Origin of the sequence: Rhodococcus sp. NPDC058505, from assembly GCF_042720095.1 — a bacterium.
Lineage (GTDB): Bacteria > Actinomycetota > Actinomycetes > Mycobacteriales > Mycobacteriaceae > Rhodococcus_G.
On the sequence record NZ_JBHXNB010000008.1, the window covers coordinates 148,979 to 165,288 of the forward strand.

General features: G+C 72.6%; 16 protein-coding genes. 7 read left to right on the top strand and 9 right to left on the bottom strand.

The window, feature by feature from the left end; genetic code table 11:
- Positions 1-22: 22 nt before the first annotated feature.
- Positions 23-655 (bottom strand): TetR family transcriptional regulator, encoded by a 633-nt coding sequence (locus ACFWPA_RS09045; RefSeq protein WP_378506877.1) that lies wholly within the window; start codon positions 653-655, stop codon positions 23-25.
- Positions 656-745: 90 nt separating this feature from the next.
- Between ACFWPA_RS09045 and ACFWPA_RS09050 the strand changes: the two genes are divergently transcribed.
- Positions 746-1,513 carry an SDR family NAD(P)-dependent oxidoreductase gene (locus ACFWPA_RS09050; protein ID WP_378506878.1) on the top strand — a complete coding sequence of 256 codons (768 nt, stop codon included), beginning with the start codon at positions 746-748 and terminating at the stop codon, positions 1,511-1,513.
- A gap of 29 nt (positions 1,514-1,542) precedes the next feature.
- Here the strand turns inward: ACFWPA_RS09050 and ACFWPA_RS09055 are convergent, their stop codons facing one another.
- Positions 1,543-2,193, bottom strand: a complete 651-nt coding sequence (locus ACFWPA_RS09055) for a hypothetical protein (protein ID WP_378570032.1) — start codon at positions 2,191-2,193, stop codon at positions 1,543-1,545.
- 112 nt (positions 2,194-2,305) lie between these two features.
- Here ACFWPA_RS09055 and ACFWPA_RS09060 point away from each other — a divergent pair, with 112 nt between their 5' ends.
- Positions 2,306-2,746 (top strand): iron chaperone, encoded by a 441-nt coding sequence (locus ACFWPA_RS09060; RefSeq protein WP_378570033.1) that lies wholly within the window; start codon positions 2,306-2,308, stop codon positions 2,744-2,746.
- A gap of 74 nt (positions 2,747-2,820) precedes the next feature.
- On the opposite strand, the gene ACFWPA_RS09065 is transcribed toward ACFWPA_RS09060, so the two are convergent.
- Together ACFWPA_RS09065 and ACFWPA_RS09070 are read right to left on the bottom strand one after the other, a co-directional pair.
- On the bottom strand, positions 2,821-7,470 hold the full coding sequence (locus ACFWPA_RS09065; protein ID WP_378570034.1) for an ATP-dependent helicase: 4,650 nt from the start codon (positions 7,468-7,470) through the stop codon (positions 2,821-2,823).
- Between the two features lie 63 nt (positions 7,471-7,533).
- The gene (locus tag ACFWPA_RS09070; protein WP_378506882.1) at positions 7,534-8,325 is read right to left on the bottom strand and encodes a VOC family protein; all 792 of its coding nucleotides are present in this window, start codon (positions 8,323-8,325) and stop codon (positions 7,534-7,536) included.
- A gap of 196 nt (positions 8,326-8,521) precedes the next feature.
- On the opposite strand from ACFWPA_RS09070, the gene ACFWPA_RS09075 reads away from it, so the two are divergent.
- On the top strand, positions 8,522-9,352 hold the full coding sequence (locus ACFWPA_RS09075; RefSeq protein ID WP_378506883.1) for an alpha/beta fold hydrolase: 831 nt from the start codon (positions 8,522-8,524) through the stop codon (positions 9,350-9,352).
- A gap of 62 nt (positions 9,353-9,414) precedes the next feature.
- On the opposite strand, the gene ACFWPA_RS09080 is transcribed toward ACFWPA_RS09075, so the two are convergent.
- Positions 9,415-10,932, bottom strand: a complete 1,518-nt coding sequence (locus ACFWPA_RS09080) for an aldehyde dehydrogenase family protein (protein WP_378570035.1) — start codon at positions 10,930-10,932, stop codon at positions 9,415-9,417.
- Positions 10,933-11,007: 75 nt separating this feature from the next.
- Here ACFWPA_RS09080 and ACFWPA_RS09085 point away from each other — a divergent pair, with 75 nt between their 5' ends.
- The 4 genes from ACFWPA_RS09085 (at position 11,008) to ACFWPA_RS09100 (ending at position 14,064) form a co-directional block, all read left to right on the top strand.
- Positions 11,008-11,445 carry an Lrp/AsnC family transcriptional regulator gene (locus tag ACFWPA_RS09085; protein ID WP_378506885.1) on the top strand — a complete coding sequence of 146 codons (438 nt, stop codon included), beginning with the start codon at positions 11,008-11,010 and terminating at the stop codon, positions 11,443-11,445.
- 66 nt (positions 11,446-11,511) lie between these two features.
- Positions 11,512-12,843, top strand: a complete 1,332-nt coding sequence (lat, locus tag ACFWPA_RS09090; RefSeq protein WP_378506886.1) for an L-lysine 6-transaminase — start codon at positions 11,512-11,514, stop codon at positions 12,841-12,843.
- 142 nt (positions 12,844-12,985) lie between these two features.
- The gene (locus ACFWPA_RS09095; RefSeq protein ID WP_378570036.1) at positions 12,986-13,225 is read left to right on the top strand and encodes a hypothetical protein; all 240 of its coding nucleotides are present in this window, start codon (positions 12,986-12,988) and stop codon (positions 13,223-13,225) included.
- Positions 13,226-13,251: 26 nt separating this feature from the next.
- Positions 13,252-14,064, top strand: a complete 813-nt coding sequence (locus ACFWPA_RS09100; protein WP_378506888.1) for a tyrosine-protein phosphatase — start codon at positions 13,252-13,254, stop codon at positions 14,062-14,064.
- Between the two features lie 19 nt (positions 14,065-14,083).
- Here ACFWPA_RS09100 and ACFWPA_RS09105 read toward each other — a convergent pair whose 3' ends face one another.
- The 4 genes from ACFWPA_RS09105 to ACFWPA_RS09120 all read right to left on the bottom strand — a co-directional run.
- Positions 14,084-14,782 carry an NAD-dependent deacylase gene (locus ACFWPA_RS09105; RefSeq protein WP_378506889.1) on the bottom strand — a complete coding sequence of 233 codons (699 nt, stop codon included), beginning with the start codon at positions 14,780-14,782 and terminating at the stop codon, positions 14,084-14,086.
- Between the two features lie 38 nt (positions 14,783-14,820).
- Positions 14,821-15,162, bottom strand: a complete 342-nt coding sequence (locus tag ACFWPA_RS09110; protein ID WP_378570037.1) for a hypothetical protein — start codon at positions 15,160-15,162, stop codon at positions 14,821-14,823.
- A complete protein-coding gene (locus ACFWPA_RS09115) occupies positions 15,162-15,575 on the bottom strand; it encodes a DUF1707 domain-containing protein (RefSeq protein ID WP_378570038.1) in 414 nt (137 codons plus the stop codon). Before ACFWPA_RS09115 ends, ACFWPA_RS09110 begins: the two co-directional genes overlap by 1 nt.
- Before the next feature lie 81 nt (positions 15,576-15,656).
- Positions 15,657-16,310 (bottom strand): biotin/lipoyl-containing protein (locus ACFWPA_RS09120; protein WP_378570039.1); only part of this gene is annotated, 654 nt, incomplete at its 5' end.

Sequence of the window (16,310 nt, forward strand, 5' to 3'; positions counted from 1 at the left end):
CACTGTCCCACGGGCACCGCGGTCAGGCGGTGAGGCCCGCGGTGAGGGTGCGGATGCAGCGGGCCGCGATGTCCGCGGGCGTCCCGGCATCCCCCGGCCCGTCCCCGGTGCCCGCCCAGGTCTGCAGGGCCAGCCGCATCGCGGTGTTGCCCGCGACCGCCGTCAGGCGTACCTCGAGCGGATCGGCGTCCGGGCCCATCAGGTCGCCGAGGATCCGCACCAGCGATTCCTCGGTGTTGTGCACGACCCGGAACCACACCGATTCGAGGGCCGCGTCCCCGGGAACCGCGCGCAGCAGGTCCCGGCCGAGGCGCAGCGAGTCCAGCTCGCCGGGGTCGGCGCGGGTCAGGGCGCGGCGCGCGGTGTCCTCGAGGGCGCGGGCGGCCGGGGTGCCGGCCGGGGTCGCGGCGAGATCGGCCAGCCAGCCGGCGACGCCGATGGTCAGCAGCGGGGTCACCGCCTCCTCCTTGGTGCGGAAGTACCGGTAGAACGTCCGCAGCCCGATCCCGGCTGCGCCGGCGATGTCCTCGGCGGTGACGCCGCTCGTGCCGCGCCGGGCGAACAGTTCGGCGGCGCGCCGCGCGATCTCGAACTGGGTCTGCGCCTTGCGGCGCTCGGTCAGGGGGCGAGGGGCTGGTGTGGTCGGGTCCGCCATGCACCCATGATGGCACGATGTGCCATTTCGGCGTAGCGTGCAGGGACCGTGTCGGACGGCGATGCGGGTGAACGCGAAGGAGTGCAGCTGATGAATCGCTTCGAGGGTCGCAGGGTGCTCGTCACCGGGGCCGGATCGGGCATCGGGCAGGCGACGGTGGCCCGCATCCTCGCCGAGGGTGGCGTGGTTGCCGCGGCGGACGTGTCCGCGGACGGTCTCGAGGTCACCCGGCAGCGCGCCGAGGACGCGGGCGCCGGGGACCGGCTGAGCACCGTCGTCGTCGATATCTCCGACGAGACGTCGGTGCGCGACAACGTCGGCGGCGCGATCGAGCGGCTCGGCGGCCTGCAGGTCCTCATCAACGCGGCAGGCATCCTGCGCTCCGCGCACACCGCCGAGATGTCGCTCGACTTCTGGAACACGATGATCGGCGTCAACCTCACCGGCACCTTCCTGGTGACGCGGCAGGCGCTGCCCGCGCTGCTCGACAACGGTCAGGGCGTGGTGGTGAACTTCAGCTCCACCTCGGCGCACTTCGCGCACCCGTACATGGCCGCCTACGCCGCGACCAAGGGCGGCATCCGCTCGTTCACCCACGCGATCGCGCTCGAATACGCCAAGCAGGGCCTGCGGGCGGTCGCCGTCGAGCCCGGCTCGATCGCGTCGGGGATGACCAGCAACCCCGGCTTCCCGGAGCAGGGCGTCGATCCGACCCTGATCGGCAAGCTGTACCCGTGGATCGGGGAGGGCTTCGCGCCGCCGGAGGACGTCGCGGGGGTGATCGCGATGCTGGCCTCTGACGACGGGCGCTTCGTCACCGGCACCGAGATCCGCATCGACGGCGGCACCCACATGTGACGGCCCGCGCTGCGGTGTCGGACCCCGGCTCAGGGGAACAGGAGCGTCTCGAGCCGGGGGTCGGCGTGCACCGCCTCGAGCCGGGACCGGTCCGCGGCGGCGACGAGGGTGTGCTCGTCGTCGATCCCCGTTGCCGCGCACCAGCTCCGGTCCCGGGGCCACCAGAAGTTCGGGGTGCGCGAGCGCACCACGCGCCCGCCCGGAACCCGGGTCGCCGCGATCACCTGGTACTCGAGGCCGTCCGGTTCCCGCACCCGCGCGCAGCCCCGGATCTCCTCGTCCAAGAAGCCCGCCCAGCCCGCCCACATCAGCCCCGACCCGGCGTCCGGGAAGTGCTCGTAGAGGGCGGGGACGAGCTCGACCGGAACCGACCCCATCTCCGGTCGGTCGTCGAAGACGCCGTCCACCACCGCGTTCGGGCCGTCGACCGCCGCGACCTGCATGAAGGTGGCGCCGGGCGACAGGGTGGTGCCGCACGCGGCGGCGATGGCGGCCCAGCTCACCGGGGTCGGCTCGGCGCCGCCGTCGAGGTAGGCCGGATGCAGGATCTGCAGCAGGGGTCCGAAGCGGTCCGCCAGCCACCCGCCGCCAGCAAGGGCGTCGGGATAGCGGTACGGGAACACCCATTCCGCCGCCGACGGGTCGGGGTCGCCGATCCACCCGATCGCGGTGTCCGTCATGGACTCAGCATGACGGATCAGGGTGTCCCGGGGTCGGTCAGGATTCGAGAAGCGGGCCGCCCCCGGCGACCGTAGGGTCGGATCGAGCGACCGAACCGAGCGAGGAGACGACATGGCACAGAACGGAAGCGGGTTCTCCGCCGAGGAGCGCGCGGCGATGAAGGAGGCCGCCGCCGAGCGGCGGGCGCAGGCCAAGGCCGACAAGTCCGCGGCGAAGCGGGAACTGAACCTGCAGGGGGTGCTCGACGCGATCGCCGCGATGGAGGACGCCGATCGTGTGCTCGCCGAACGGTTCCACGCGATCGTCACCGAGACCGCACCGGACCTCGAACCCAAGACCTGGTACGGCATGCCCGCCTACGGCAGGGACGGCACCGCGCTGTGCTTCTTCCAGGCCGCGAGCAAGTTCAAGGCCAGGTACGCGACGATCGGGTTCCAGGACACCGCGCGGCTCGACGACGGCGAGTTCTGGCCGACCTCCTTCGCGGTCGTCTCGTTCACCGACGAGGTCGCCGCCCGGGTCAAGGACCTGGTCGCCCGCGCCGTCGAGTGACCCGTCGGCTGGCGTCCCGTGTGGCACCCCCACGCCCCGGTGTCCCCGCGTCGGCGGCGTGGGGACACCGGAGGTCACCGGCCCGCGTAGGACGCCCGCTTGCGCAGTCCGCGCGGTGTCGCCGCGAACCCGGCCTCGACGAGGACGGGTGAGAGCGCGCTGCCGTGCACCGACTCGCCGTCGACCCTCTCGATGACGATCTTCTCCACCCCGCCGCGGTCGACGAGGCCCGCGAGTGCGGCCGCGGCCGCGACCAGCACGGTCGGTTCGTCGGTGAACGTGAGCAGGGTCTTACCGCCGCGCTCCACGTACAGCGCGAGGCCGCCGTCGACGAGGACGACCATCGCGCCCGCCTTGCGTCCGGGCCGGTGCCCGCCCTCGGTGGCGGGCCACGACAACGCCGCCCCGTACGGGTTCGCCGGGTCGGTCGCCGCGAGCGTCACCGCGGCGGGCGCCGGACGGGCCGTGCCGGGGGAGTCGGCGTGCCCGCGCAGCCGATCGACGACCTCCGACGTCGAGAACTGCGCCGCGCCGAGACCCTCCACGAAATAGCCGCGGCGGGCGCGGCCACTGTCCTCGAAGCCGCGCAGCACCTTGTACATCATCGCGAACCCACCGGGAACGTCCTCCGCGACCACCGACCCGCGGGTGAGCACCCCGTACCGGTCGAGCAGCAGGTCCGCGCGGGCATGCGCGCGGAGGGTGGCGTCGGGTTCCGGGTCGGGCAGCAGCGCCCACCGCCCGCCGACCGTCGGCGGCCCGGTGCGGGACGGCACCGCGGGCCGGGGCAGCGCACGGTACGCGCGGGTCCGCGGCGCCCGCCGCGGCGTTCGATGGCTGGGCGTCGCCCGCGTCGTCCCCGACAGCAACGCCCGCAGCGGCGCGAACGAGTCGCCTGCCAGGTGCCCCGCCCACACCAGCTCCCACAGCGCAGCGACGAGGCCCGCGTCGTCGGTGGAACCGACGTGATCCGACAGCGTGCGGAAGAAGAACGCGCCACCGGTCGCGAGCGCGTCGAGGATGCCGCGGTGCAGGTCGGTGAGGTCGATGTCCTGCGGCGGCGGCAGCGTCAACGGCGCGACGTCGGCGAGATGCAGGCGGATCCAGCCGTCGCTGCCGGAAATCTGCCCGGCGCCTGACCACAGCACCTCCCCGGTCGTGGTCAGCTCGTCCAGCATCGCGGGCCGATAGTCGCGGACCCGGGACGGGAACACCAACGATTCCCAGGCCGACGCCGGAATCGGCACCCCGGCCAGCTGGTCGACGACCGCCGCGACCCCGTCGACGCCGCGCAGCCCGCCGCCGACGTGCTGCCACTCGGGCAGGAAGCGGCCCAGCGCCGCGGGTTCCACCGGTTCGACGTCGCGGCGGGCGGCGGCCAGCGAGCGCCGCCGGACCCGGCGCAGCACCTCCGCGTCGCACCATTCCGAACCCGTTGCCGCCGGCCGGAATTCGCCCTCGACCACCCGCTTCTCCTGCGCGAGTCGGAGCAGGACGTCGCGGACCACCGCGGCGCCGAGGCCGAATCGGGCGGCGGCCTCGGTGACGGTGAACGGCCCGTGCGTGCGGGCATAGCGGCCGATCAGGTCGCCGAGCGGGTCGTCGACCGCCTCGATGAACGCCGCGGGCACACCGATCGGCAGCGGCACCCCGAGCGCGTCCCGCAGCCGGGCCGCATCCTCGACGGCGACCCACCACCGCTGCCCGGCGAACGTCACCCGCATCGCACGCTTGCGGGACTCCAACCCCGCCAACCATTCCCGAGGGTCCGCCACCGTGCGGGCAACGACCTCGGAGTCGGTGAGCGGGCCGAGCAGGCGCAGCAGGTCCGCGACACCCTCCGCGTCGCGGGCGCGGCGGTCCTCGGTGAGCCGCTGCAACTCCCGCTCGGTCCGCTCGATCACCGTCTCGTCGAGCAGTTCACGCAACTCCACCCGGCCGAGCAGCTCCGCGAGCAGTGACTGGTCCAGCGACAGCGCGGCGGCGCGGCGTTCGGCCAGGGGACTGTCACCCTCGTACATGAACGCGCCGACGTAGTCGAACAGCAGGGCCGTCGCGAACGGCGACGGCGACGGCGTCTCCACCTCCACGATCCGGATCCGGCGGCGCCCCACGTCCGTCAACAGCCGCACCAGCGACGGCAGGTCGTACACGTCCTGCAGGCACTCCCGGACCGTTTCGAGGAGGATCGGGAACGTCGGGAACTTGCGTGCCACGTCGAGCAGCTGGGACGCGCGTTGCCGCTGCTGCCACAGCGGCGCCCGCCGCCCCGGGGTGCGGCGCGGCAGCAGCAGGGCGCGGGCCGCGCACTCGCGGAACCGCGACGCGAACAGCGCCGACGATCCGACCTGGTCGGTGACGACATCCTCGATCTCGTCCGCGTCGAAGACGAACAGGTCCGCGCCGGGCGGGTCGTTCTCGGTGTCCGGCAGCCGGACGATGATCCCGTCGTCGGAGGCGGTTGGCGCGGAGTCGATCCCGTACCGCTCCTGCAGGCGGGCGCCGACCGCGAGCGCCCACGGCGCGTGCACCGGCAGGCCGTAGGGGGAGTGCAGCACCAGCCGCCAGTCGCCGAGCTCGTCCCGGAACCGCTCCAGCACCAGCGTCCGGTCGCTCGGAACCTGCCCGGTCGCGGTGGCCTGCTCGTCGACCAGGGCAAGCAGATTGGTCGACGCATTGTCGTCGAGGCCCTGCCCCGCGAACCGCTGCCGCAGCTCCGCCCGGTCACCGAGCGCGGTCTCGCGCAGGAACTCGCCCAGCGCCGCACCGAGTTCCGCGGGCCTGCCCAGCCCGTCGCCGTGCCAGAACGGCAGCCGACCCGGCATCCCGTACGCGGGGGAGACGAGCACCCGGTCGTGGGTGATCTCCTCGATCCGCCAGCTGGTCGCGCCGAGCGCGAAGACATCCCCGACCCGGGACTCGTACACCATCTCCTCGTCGAGCTCGCCGACCCGGGAATGGCCAGGAGCGGAGCCTGCGGAGCGACCAGAGGGCGCAGCGCCGACCATGTAGACGGTGAACAGGCCGCGGTCCGGGATCGCGCCGCCGGAGGTGACGGCGAGGCGCTGCGATCCCGGGCGGCCGGTGAGCACGTCGGCGTCCCGGTCCCACACCAGCCGCGGCCGCAGCTCGGCGAACTCGTCGGACGGGTACCGCCCGGCGAGCAGGTCGAGGGTGGCGTCGAACGCGGAGCGGGGCAGGGTCGCGAAGCTGCCGGTCCGCCGAACCGCGGCGAACCACTCGCCCGTGTCGACCGGGTCCAGCGCGCACACCGCGACGGTGTGCTGGGCGAGAATGTCCAGCGGATTCGCAGGCACCGCAAGGGATTCGATCTTGCCGGTGGTCATCCGCTCCACCGTCACCGCGCAGTGGACCAGGTCGGTTCGGTGCTTGGGGAACAGCACACCGCGGGAGACCTCCCCGACCTGGTGCCCGGCGCGGCCGACGCGTTGCAGTCCGCTCGCCACCGACGGCGGGGCCTCCACCTGGACGACCAGGTCCACCGCGCCCATGTCGATGCCGAGTTCCAGGCTGGAGGTGGCAACCACGCAGCGCAGCCGCCCCGACTTCAGGTCGTCCTCGATCAGCGCGCGCTGGTCCTTGCTGACCGAGCCGTGGTGGGCGCGGGCGAGCAGCGGGTCGGCGCCGTGGATCACCTCCGTCGACGCCCCCAGCTGCGCAGGGGGTGCGTGCACCGACTCGGCCGGGGTGCCGAGCCGCGTGGCGTACACCTCGTTGAGCCGGGCCGTCAGCCGCTCGGCGAGCCGACGGGAATTGGCGAACACGATCGACGAGGAGTGCGCGAGCACCAGGTCGACGATCTGCTCCTCGACGTGCGGCCAGATCGAGCCCTGCCGCGGGGCGGGCGCGGACGACATCGCAGCCGGATCTGCCGCGGCGGTCCCCGGTGCTCCGCTCGGCTCGACGCCCAGTTCGGTCATGTCCTCGACCGGCACCCGCACCGTCAGGTCGAACGTCTTCGGTGCGGGCGGCGCGACGATGCGCACCGGCGCCGACCCGGCAAGAAACCGCGCCACCTCCTGGTGCGGCCGGACCGTCGCGGACAGGCCGATCCGCTGCGCTGGCCGCTCCAGCAGCAGGTCCAGCCGCTCCAACGACAGCGCCAGGTGCGCACCGCGTTTGGTGGCGGCGACGGCGTGCACCTCGTCGACGATCACCGTGTGCACGGTGGTGAGGGTCTCGCGGGCCGCGGAGGTGAGCATCAGGAACAGCGACTCCGGGGTGGTGATCAGGATGTCCGGTGGGGTGCGCAGCATGGCGCGGCGCGCGGCGGGGGTGGTGTCGCCGGAGCGGACCCCGACGCTGACCTCGGGTGGGGCCAGGTCCAGACGCCGCGCGGTTTGGGTGATGCCGACCAGCGGTGCCCGCAGGTTGCGTTCGACGTCCACCGCGAGCGCCTTGAGCGGGGAAATGTAGAGCACCGTCGTGCCGGGGGGCCGGTCCGGATCGGGCGGGCGGGAGGTGAGGCGATCCAGCGCCCACAGGAACGCGGACAGCGTCTTGCCCGAGCCGGTCGGCGCAACGACCAGGGCGTTGGCGCCGTCCGCGATTGCCTCCCACGCCCCGATCTGGGCCGCGGTCGGGGCGGGGAAGGCCCCGGTGAACCACTCCCGGGTGGCGACGGTGAACCGGCCGAGGACCGCGGCGGCGCGGTCGACCCCGCCGTGCCCGGCGTCCCCGCGCGCCTCCCGTTCGGCATCCATGCGTCCATACTGCCCCGCGGCACCGACATGCGGACGGCGGCGCCGAACCGGCGGGGCGCGGTGCTACATTCCGGCAGGCGGGTGCCCGAGGCAGATGGCGGCGCCGAACGGGTCGGTGACGACGGCGAGCGTGCCGTACGGGGTGTCCACGGCGGGCATCCGGACGGCGCCGCCGAGCGACTCGACCTGCGCGACGGTTCCCGCGACGTCGTCGACGGTGATGTACACCTGCCAGAACGATGGCACCTCCGCAGGCTGGATCTGCGCGGCGTCCATGATCCCCGAGTAGGCGGACTCGCCGACGAACACCTGGCTGTACGCCCCCGGTGTGTCCGGTCCCGCTGGCACGACCTCCTCGATCCGCGCACCGATCACCTTCGGGTAGAAGGCGATCGACTTCGCGTAGTCCTTGCTCTGCGACTCGAACCAGTACGGTGTCCCGTGCTCGCCCCACCGCGAGAACCCGGTGTGGTCCGCGGGCTGCCAGAACCCGATCGCGGCCCCGGCCGTGTCGCTCGCCGCGAGCATCGTGCCCTCGGTGCCGATGGCCATCGGCGGGAACAGCACCGACCCGCCCGCGGCCTCGACGGCCCGGGCGGTCGCGTCGGCATCGGCGGTGTGCAGGTACACCGACCACACGTTCGGCGGCCCGCCCGCCTCCTGCATCCACGGGGACAGCCCGGCCACCCGCCGACCGTCTCGCGTGAAGTTCTGGTAGCCGCCGAACTCCTCGCGCGGCGGCCCCTCGACCTCCCAGCCGAAGATCGCGCGATAGAAGTCGGCGGCCCCGGCCGGGTCGCTGCTCATCAGGTCGCACCAGATGGGGGCGCCGATGGGTGCGGAGTACTCGGACATGATCGAACCCTTCCCTCGGATCTCGCCGCGCGGGTGTGCCCGCTCGATACAGGTATGGACCGTCGTGCCGTCCGATTCTCATCGGTTCAGCGTCGGGTCGCCACCGACGCACGGACTCCGGTGCGCAGGCACGGGTCGACATCACGACTGGGTGACGATCCCCGTGTGGGCTCGACGGGTGTCGTACGGTGCGGGAATGCGCACCTCACCGGACCGGTACCGGCGCGTCGGCCACGGCGAGCCGGTGCTGCTGATCCACCCGTTCACGCTTTCGCATCACGTGTGGCGGCGGACGGCGGACCTGCTTGCCGATGACCATGATGTGCTCGCGGTGTCGATGCCGGGGCACTGGGGTGGCGAGCAGATCCGCGCACTGGACGTCAGCATCGAGCACTACGCGGACGGGGTCGAACGGGTCCTCGACGAGGTCGGCTGGGGGGACTGCCACGTCGTCGGCAATTCGCTGGGCGGCTGGGTCGGCTTCGAGCTCGAGCGCCGCGGACGGGCCCGCTCGCTGACCGCGATCGCGCCGGCGGGCGGCTGGTCGGACCTGTCTCCGTCGGAGCTGCGGCTCGGGGCGATCTTCCTCGCGCTCACCCCGATCGCGGCGGTCGGCCGGGTCGTCGGGATGCCCGCCTCCCGGCTCGCGGTGGTCCGGCGCCTGGTGCTGTCCCTGCTCTCCGACGACGCCGCGTCGGTTCCGGAGCGGGAGGTCCGGACGGTGATCCGGGCCGCCACCCGGTGCCGGGTGTTTCTGCCCACCGAGTGGATGGGACTGCGCGACGGCGGGATTCGCGGACTCGACCGGGTGCGGGTGTCGACGCTGCTCGCCCTGTGCGAGCACGACCGGATGCTGCCGATCGAGACGTACGGTCGCCGGTTCCTCGACGAGCTGCCGGACTGGGCGGGCCGGGTGGTGCTTCCCGGGGTCGGGCACGTGCCGATGCTGGAGAACCCCGACCTGGTTGCCGAGACGATCCGCGGTCACGTCGCGGCGACGGCGATGGGCAAGCCGCTCGCCCGGTGAGCGGCTCCGCCGCCTGTGAGTCCTTCCGGTCCCGTGGCGGGCCGAAAGGACTCACGGGTGCGTCAGCGCCCGAACTCGACGCCTTGGGCGAGCGGCAGGTCGGGGGAGTAGTTGACGGTGTTCGTCGCCCGCCGCATGTACGCCTTCCACGAGTCGGACCCGGATTCGCGGCCGCCGCCGGTGTGCTTCTCGCCGCCGAACGCGCCACCGATCTCGGCGCCGGAGGTGCCGATGTTGACGTTCGCGATGCCGCAGTCGGACCCGTCGGCGGCGAGGAAGCGTTCCGCCTCCCGCTGGTCGAGGGTGAAGATCGACGACGACAGTCCCTGCGGGACCGCATTGTGCAGCGCGATCGCCGCGTCGAGGGTGTCGTAGGTCAGCACGTAGAGGATCGGCGCGAACGTCTCCTCGCACACCACCGGGTATTGCTGCGGCATCCGGACCACCGCTGGCGTGACGTACACCCCGTCCCGGTCGAGCCGCGTGCCGCCGCACACCAGCTCGCCGCCCTCGACGTACGTCGCCCGGTAGAGAGCGGATTGCATTGCCTCCCAGGAATGTTCCCGGATCAGGGGGCCGACGAGGGTGTCCGCGTCGAAGGGATCCCCGACCGGGAGCCGGCGATACGCGTCCGCGATCCGGTCGACGACGGTGTCCACGATCGAGGCGTGCACGATCAGCCTGCGCAGCGTGGTGCAGCGCTGCCCCGCGGTGCCCGCCGCCGCGAACACGACCGCCCGGACGGCGAGGTCCAGGTCGGCGGACGGGGCGACGACCGCGGCATTGTTGCCGCCGAGTTCGAGCAGGCAGCGACCGAGCCGCGCCGCGACCCGCAGTCCGACCTGTCGACCCATCCCCACCGACCCGGTCGCGCTGACCAGCGCCACCCGCGGATCGTCGACGAGGAAGTCCCCCACCTGTTCGCCGCCGAGCAGCAGGCCGTGCACGCCCTCGGGGGCGCCGGTGTCGGCGGCCGCCCTGTGCAGCAGGGCATCGCAGGCGAGGGCGGTCAGCGGGGTGAGTTCGGACGGCTTCCACACCACCGGGTCCCCGCACACCAGGGCGATCGCCGCGTTCCACGACCACACCGCGACCGGGAAGTTGAACGCCGAGATCACCCCGACCACCCCGAGCGGATGCCAGGTCTCCATCAGCCGGTGCCCCGGCCGCTCGGACGGCATGGTCCGGCCGTACAACTGGCGGGAGAGCCCGACCGCGAATTCGCAGACGTCGATCATCTCCTGCACCTCGCCGAGGGCCTCCGACGTGATCTTTCCCGCCTCGAGGGTCACCAGCGTCGCGAGGTCGTGCCGGTGCTCGGTGAGCAGCGCGCCGAGCCTGCGCACCAGCGCGCCGCGTTGCGGTGCCGGGACCGTGCGCCACGACGAGAACGCCACTCGCGCATCGGCGATCGCGGCGTCGACGTCCGCGGCGGAGCTCGCCCGCAGGTCGGCCAGCACCGACCCGTCGATCGGGGTGCAGACGTGCAGGTCCGTGCCGGTGGGCAGGTCGGTGACCCCGCAGGCACGCAACGCAACGGCGGCGCGGTCACGGGGGGACGGGTGGGTGGTGTCGGACATCTGGTCGGCCTCCCTGGTCGCGGCGGATGAACGTCCTTCTCCTTTCCTACTCCACGAGTGGGCTAGCCTCCCCTCATGGCGGAGCCATTGGACGAGATTGACACGCTGCTTGTGCGTGAACTCGTCGACGACGGGCGCGCGACGCTGGCCACCCTTGCGGGGAAGGCGGGACTGTCGGTGTCCGCGGTCCAGACCCGGGTGCGCCGGCTCGAGACGCGCGGGGTGATCCGCGGGTACGGCGCGCGCGTCGACCCGGCGGCGCTCGGTGAGGAACTGTCCGCGTTCGTCGCGATCACCCCCTTCGATCCGTCGGGTCCCGACGATGCCCCCGCCCGGCTGGCGCACCTGCCCGCGATCCGGTCGTGTCACTCGGTCGCGGGGGAGGAGAGCTACATGCTGCTGGTGCGGGTGGAGTCGCCCCGGGCGCTGGAGCGTCTGCTGCAGGAGATCCGGACCACGGCCAACGTCCGCACCCGCAGCACCGTCATCCTGCAGACTTTTTACGACAGGTAGCGGATCGAACAGGAATTGTTACCGGTACTCGCACCAAGACAGGAATTTTCGGCATAGCCTCGGGGTATGAGTGGCGCGATCGATCTGCGGCACGGCGGCGGGCGCATCGAGCCCGGCGAGGTTCTCGGCGTGCTGCGGGAACACATGCTGGTCGACGGGTTCGACCTCGTCCTTGACCCGGTCCGGTCTCGCGGGCGCACGCTGGTCGACCAGCGTGACGGCACCGAATACCTCGATATGTTCGGCTTCTTCGGGTCGAATGCGCTCGGCATGAACCATCCAGCTCTCGTGCTGGACCGCGGGTTCCTCGCCGAACTCACCGAGACCGCGGTGAACAAGCCGAGCAACTCCGACGTCTACACCGTCGCGATGGCACGGTTCGTGCGCACCTTCGCGCGGGTGCTTGGCGACCCCGCGCTGCCGCACCTGTTCTTCGTCGACGGCGGCGCCCTCGCCGTCGAGAACGCGCTCAAGGTCGCGTTTGACTGGAAGAGCAGACACAACGAGGCCGCGGGCCGCGACCCCGCCCTCGGCACCCGGGTGCTGCACCTGCGGCACGCCTTCCACGGCCGCAGCGGATACACGATGTCGCTGACCAACACCGATCCGGTCAAGGTCGCCCGGTTCCCCCGCTTCGACTGGCCCCGCATCGACGCGCCGACCGCGGAGGGCGGCGCGGACGTCGCCGCGGCGGAACGACGGGCGCTGCAGCAGGCGCGCCGCGCATTCGACGAAAACCCGAATGACATCGCCTGTTTCATCGCCGAACCGATCCAGGGCGAGGGCGGCGACCGGCACCTGCGCGCGCAGTTTCTGCAGGCCGTCGCCGACCTGTGCCGTGAGCGCGACGCGCTGTTCGTCCTCGACGAGGTACAGACCGGTGCGGGCACCACCGGCACCGCGTGGGCATACCAGCAGTTGGGGCTGCGGCCGGACGTGGTCGCGTTCGGAAAGAAGACCCAGGTGTGCGGCATCATGGCGGGCGGCCGCGTCGACGAGGTCCCGGACAACGTTTTCGCCGTCGGCTCCCGGATCAACTCCACCTGGGGCGGCAACCTCACCGACATGGTGCGGGCACGGCGCATCCTGGAGGTGATCGAACGGGACCGGCTGATCGATCGGGCCCGGATGCTCGGGGCGCAGCTGCTCGCCGACCTGACCGCGCTGGCCGGTCGACACGACGGTGTCACCGACCCCCGCGGCCGCGGGCTGCTCGGCGCCGTCACCCTCGACAGCACCGCCCGGCGCGACGCGGTGCTCGCCGCGCTTCGGGAACGCGAGCACGTCCTCGCGCTCGGCACCGGGGAGCGTGGCGTCCGGTTCCGGCCCCCGCTGACGGTCACCGCAACCGAGCTGTCGAACGCCGTCGACGCCCTCGACGCGGTGCTCCGCCGCTGATCCGCCCGGTTTCCGGCGAACGTGTCGGTGGCACCTGTCATTCTGTGCGGCTCCGAGGTGGAGCGGTGGCCCCGGACGGGCGACGCTGTGCGACAGCGTCCTCGCGCGGGACCGCCCCGACCGCATTCTCGAGGACGTCCACGTGAACGAGTTCGACCCCGCCCCGCACCCCGACCCCGCCCGGCACCGTGACCCGGTCGACCGCATCGACGCCGGCGTCGCCAGGTCCACCTGGGTGATCGGTGTCGCCGCCGCGCTGGTGCTCGGCATCGCGATCGGCGCCGTCATGAACGAGGCGGCCGCCGCGCCAGCCCCGGGCGGGGCCTGTGAACAGCGGTCGGCGTCCGGTGCGGCCACCGCGGGACCGCGGACGGCGCGGTGATCGGCGCCGTGGTTTACCGTGCAGGCATGAGCATCCCGCGGCCGGTCGGTTCGTCCATCCCCATCGCCTCCGTGCCCAACCTTCGGGACGCGGGCGGATACCGCACCGCCGACGGATCGCTGGTGCGCACCGGCCGGATCTACCGGTCCACCGACCTCGCGGCGGTCGCGGACGCCGACCTCCCGGCCCTGGAGGCGCTGCAGCTCGCCACCGTATTCGACCTGCGCACCCTCGCCGAACGCGAGGTGAAGCCGGATCGGATCCCCGCGGGCGCCAAGGAGGTTCCCCTGGACGTGCTCGCCGACCGGGACGCCTCGCAGGCCCCGGCGATGATGCAGAAGATCCTCGACGACCCGGTGCTCGCGGAGGACCTGCTCGGCGGCGACCAGGCGGGCGGGTACCTGATCGGCAGCTACCGGGACTTCGTGTCGATGCCGTCCGCGGTCGCCGCGTACCGGGCGCTGTACACCGACCTGGCCCGCCGCGACGACACCGCAGTCCTGATCCACTGCACCACCGGCAAGGACCGGACGGGCTGGGCGGTGGCGGCGCTGCTGCTGCTGCTCGGTGTCGACGAGGGGCGGGTATTCGACGAATACCTGTTGACGAACGACCAGCTGCTGCCCGCGCTGGCTCCGGTGTTCGACCGCTTCCGGGACGCGGGCGGCAACCCGGACATCCTGCTGCCGCTGCTCGGGGTGCGCCGGGACTACCTGGAGGCCGCGCTCGACGAGATGCGCACCGGTTTCGGTGACATCGAGGGCTACTTCGTGCGGGGTCTCGGGCTCGGCGCCGACGACATCGCCGCGCTGCGCGGCCGGCTCCTCACCCGGGACTGATCGAGGCGGGCCGCCCGGGTCAGCGACGCTGCTCGAGCACCTCGCGGACCCACGCCGGGACCAGTTCGCCCGCCGTGCCGTGCCGCGCCTCGTGGAACAGGTGGCTGCCCTCGCTCGGGTCGAGGTTCAGCTCGAGCGTGGCGGCGCCGTTGTCCCTGGCGTACCGCACGAATCCGGCGGCGGGGTGGACCGCGCCGGAGGTGCCGATAGACACGAACTGGTCGGCACCCGCGAGCGCGTCGGTGATGCGGTCCATCTCGTAGGGGACCTCCCCGAACCACACCACGTCCGGCCTCAGGTCGGCGACGCCGCAGTGCGGGCACGCGGGCTCGCCGCTGAGGTCGCCGCTCCACGGATCCGCAACGCCGCACGCGCGGCACAGCGCCCGGCGCAGCTCGCCGTGCATGTGGATGACGTTGCGCGAACCGGCCCGCTCGTGCAGGTCGTCGATGTTCTGCGTCACCACCAGCAGGTCCCCGCCGAGGACGTCCTCAAGTTCGGCGAGGGCCCGGTGCGCGCGGTTCGGTTCGACGGTGTGCAACGCCGCGCGGCGGGCGTCGTAGAACCGCTGCACCAGCATCCGGTCCCGCGCGAACGCCTCCGGGGTCGCCACGTCCTCGACCCGGTGGCTTTCCCACAGGCCGTCGGCGTCGCGAAAGGTCGGCACCCCGCTCTCGGCTGAGATGCCCGCGCCGGTGAGGACCACGATCGGGGACACGGGGGACAGGCTACCCGCGCGGGGGCCTGTCCCGACGCTCACCGGTCAGCGACGGTGAGCCCGAGGGCTCCCTCCGCGAACCGTCGGACGGCCGCGGTCGCGGCGGCGAGGGCGGCGTCGTGACCGGGACGCGCCCAGCCGCCGAGCGTGCCGTCCGTGCCGGCCGGGGTCAGACCGACCTCCCCGAGCAGTTCACCGGTCGTCGGCTCGCACACCGCCCACGAGTAGTGCTCGCCGCCCGCCCACTGCCGGGCGCGGGCGGCGACGTGGTCGGGGTCGGTGATGCCGCCGTCGGCGAGCGCAGGCCGGTCGTCGACCCGCTCGTCGGCCCGCAGCCCCCGCAGATACCAGGATCCGGCGTTGATCTCGATCGGTTCCATCAGTGGTCGTTCCCCTCCACCCCGCGTCGACGCTTGCGTTCCCGATCGGTGCCGAGCAGCAGGATGCCTGCCGCGGGGACGGCAAGGAACCACACCCACGTCCCGGTGACGAAGAACAGCACCAGCGCGATCAGCGGGACCAATGCGACGATTCGCCCCGCCCAGTCGGGGCGGGGCGAATTGGCGACCGGGCCGGATTCCGCGGCGGCCGGCCCGGTCGCCTGCGGCGACAGTGCGGGCAGGTCCGCGAGCAGGCGGTCGAGCTCGCGGCGGGTGGAGGAGACCGCGATCAGCCCGCTGCGCTCGTCGAACTCGGTGACCGTCAGCCTGCCCGCACTGAAGTGCTGGCTGAGCTGGTCGAGCGCCTGCTCGCGTTCGGCGGTCCCGATGCGGATATCCGGTGGTTCGGCCATGCCCCCAGGGTAAGCGGCTGCGCCGCCCGTGAGTCCTTTCGGCCCGCCACGGGACCACAAGGACTCACGGGCGCGGAGCGCCTACTTGAGTTCGGCGAGGACGGTGCCCTGCGTGATCGCCGCACCCGGCTCCACCGCAAGACCGGTCACCACACCCGACTTGTGCGCGGTCACCGGGTTCTCCATCTTCATCGCCTCCAACACCACGATCAGGTCACCCTCGGCGACCTCCTGACCCTCCTCAACAGCGACCTTCACCACGGTCCCCTGCATCGGCGCGGTCACCGCATCACCCGACGCCGCAGCACCACCGGCACCGCCCCGCTTGCGGGACTTCGGCTTCCGGGTGATCGCCCCGACCGCAGGCGCCGCCGACCCGAGGGAGAACTGACCCGGCAGCGACACCTCCACCCGACGACCCCCGACCTCGACGACCACGTTCTGCCGCGGCAACGCCTCCTCACCGTCGGCGTCCACCTGCCCGGCACCGGTGTACGGCTCGATCGGGTTGTCCCACTCGTTCTCGATCCACTTCGTGTACACCTCGAACGAGGTCCCGTCACCGATGAACGCCGGGTTGGTCACGATGTGCCGGTGGAACGGCAGCACCGTCGCCAGCCCATCCACCTCGAACTCGGCCAGCGCGCGGGAGGCGCGCGCCAGCGCCTGCTCGCGGGTCTCGCCGGTGACGATCAGCTTGGCGAGCATCGAGTCGAACTGGCCGCCGATCACATC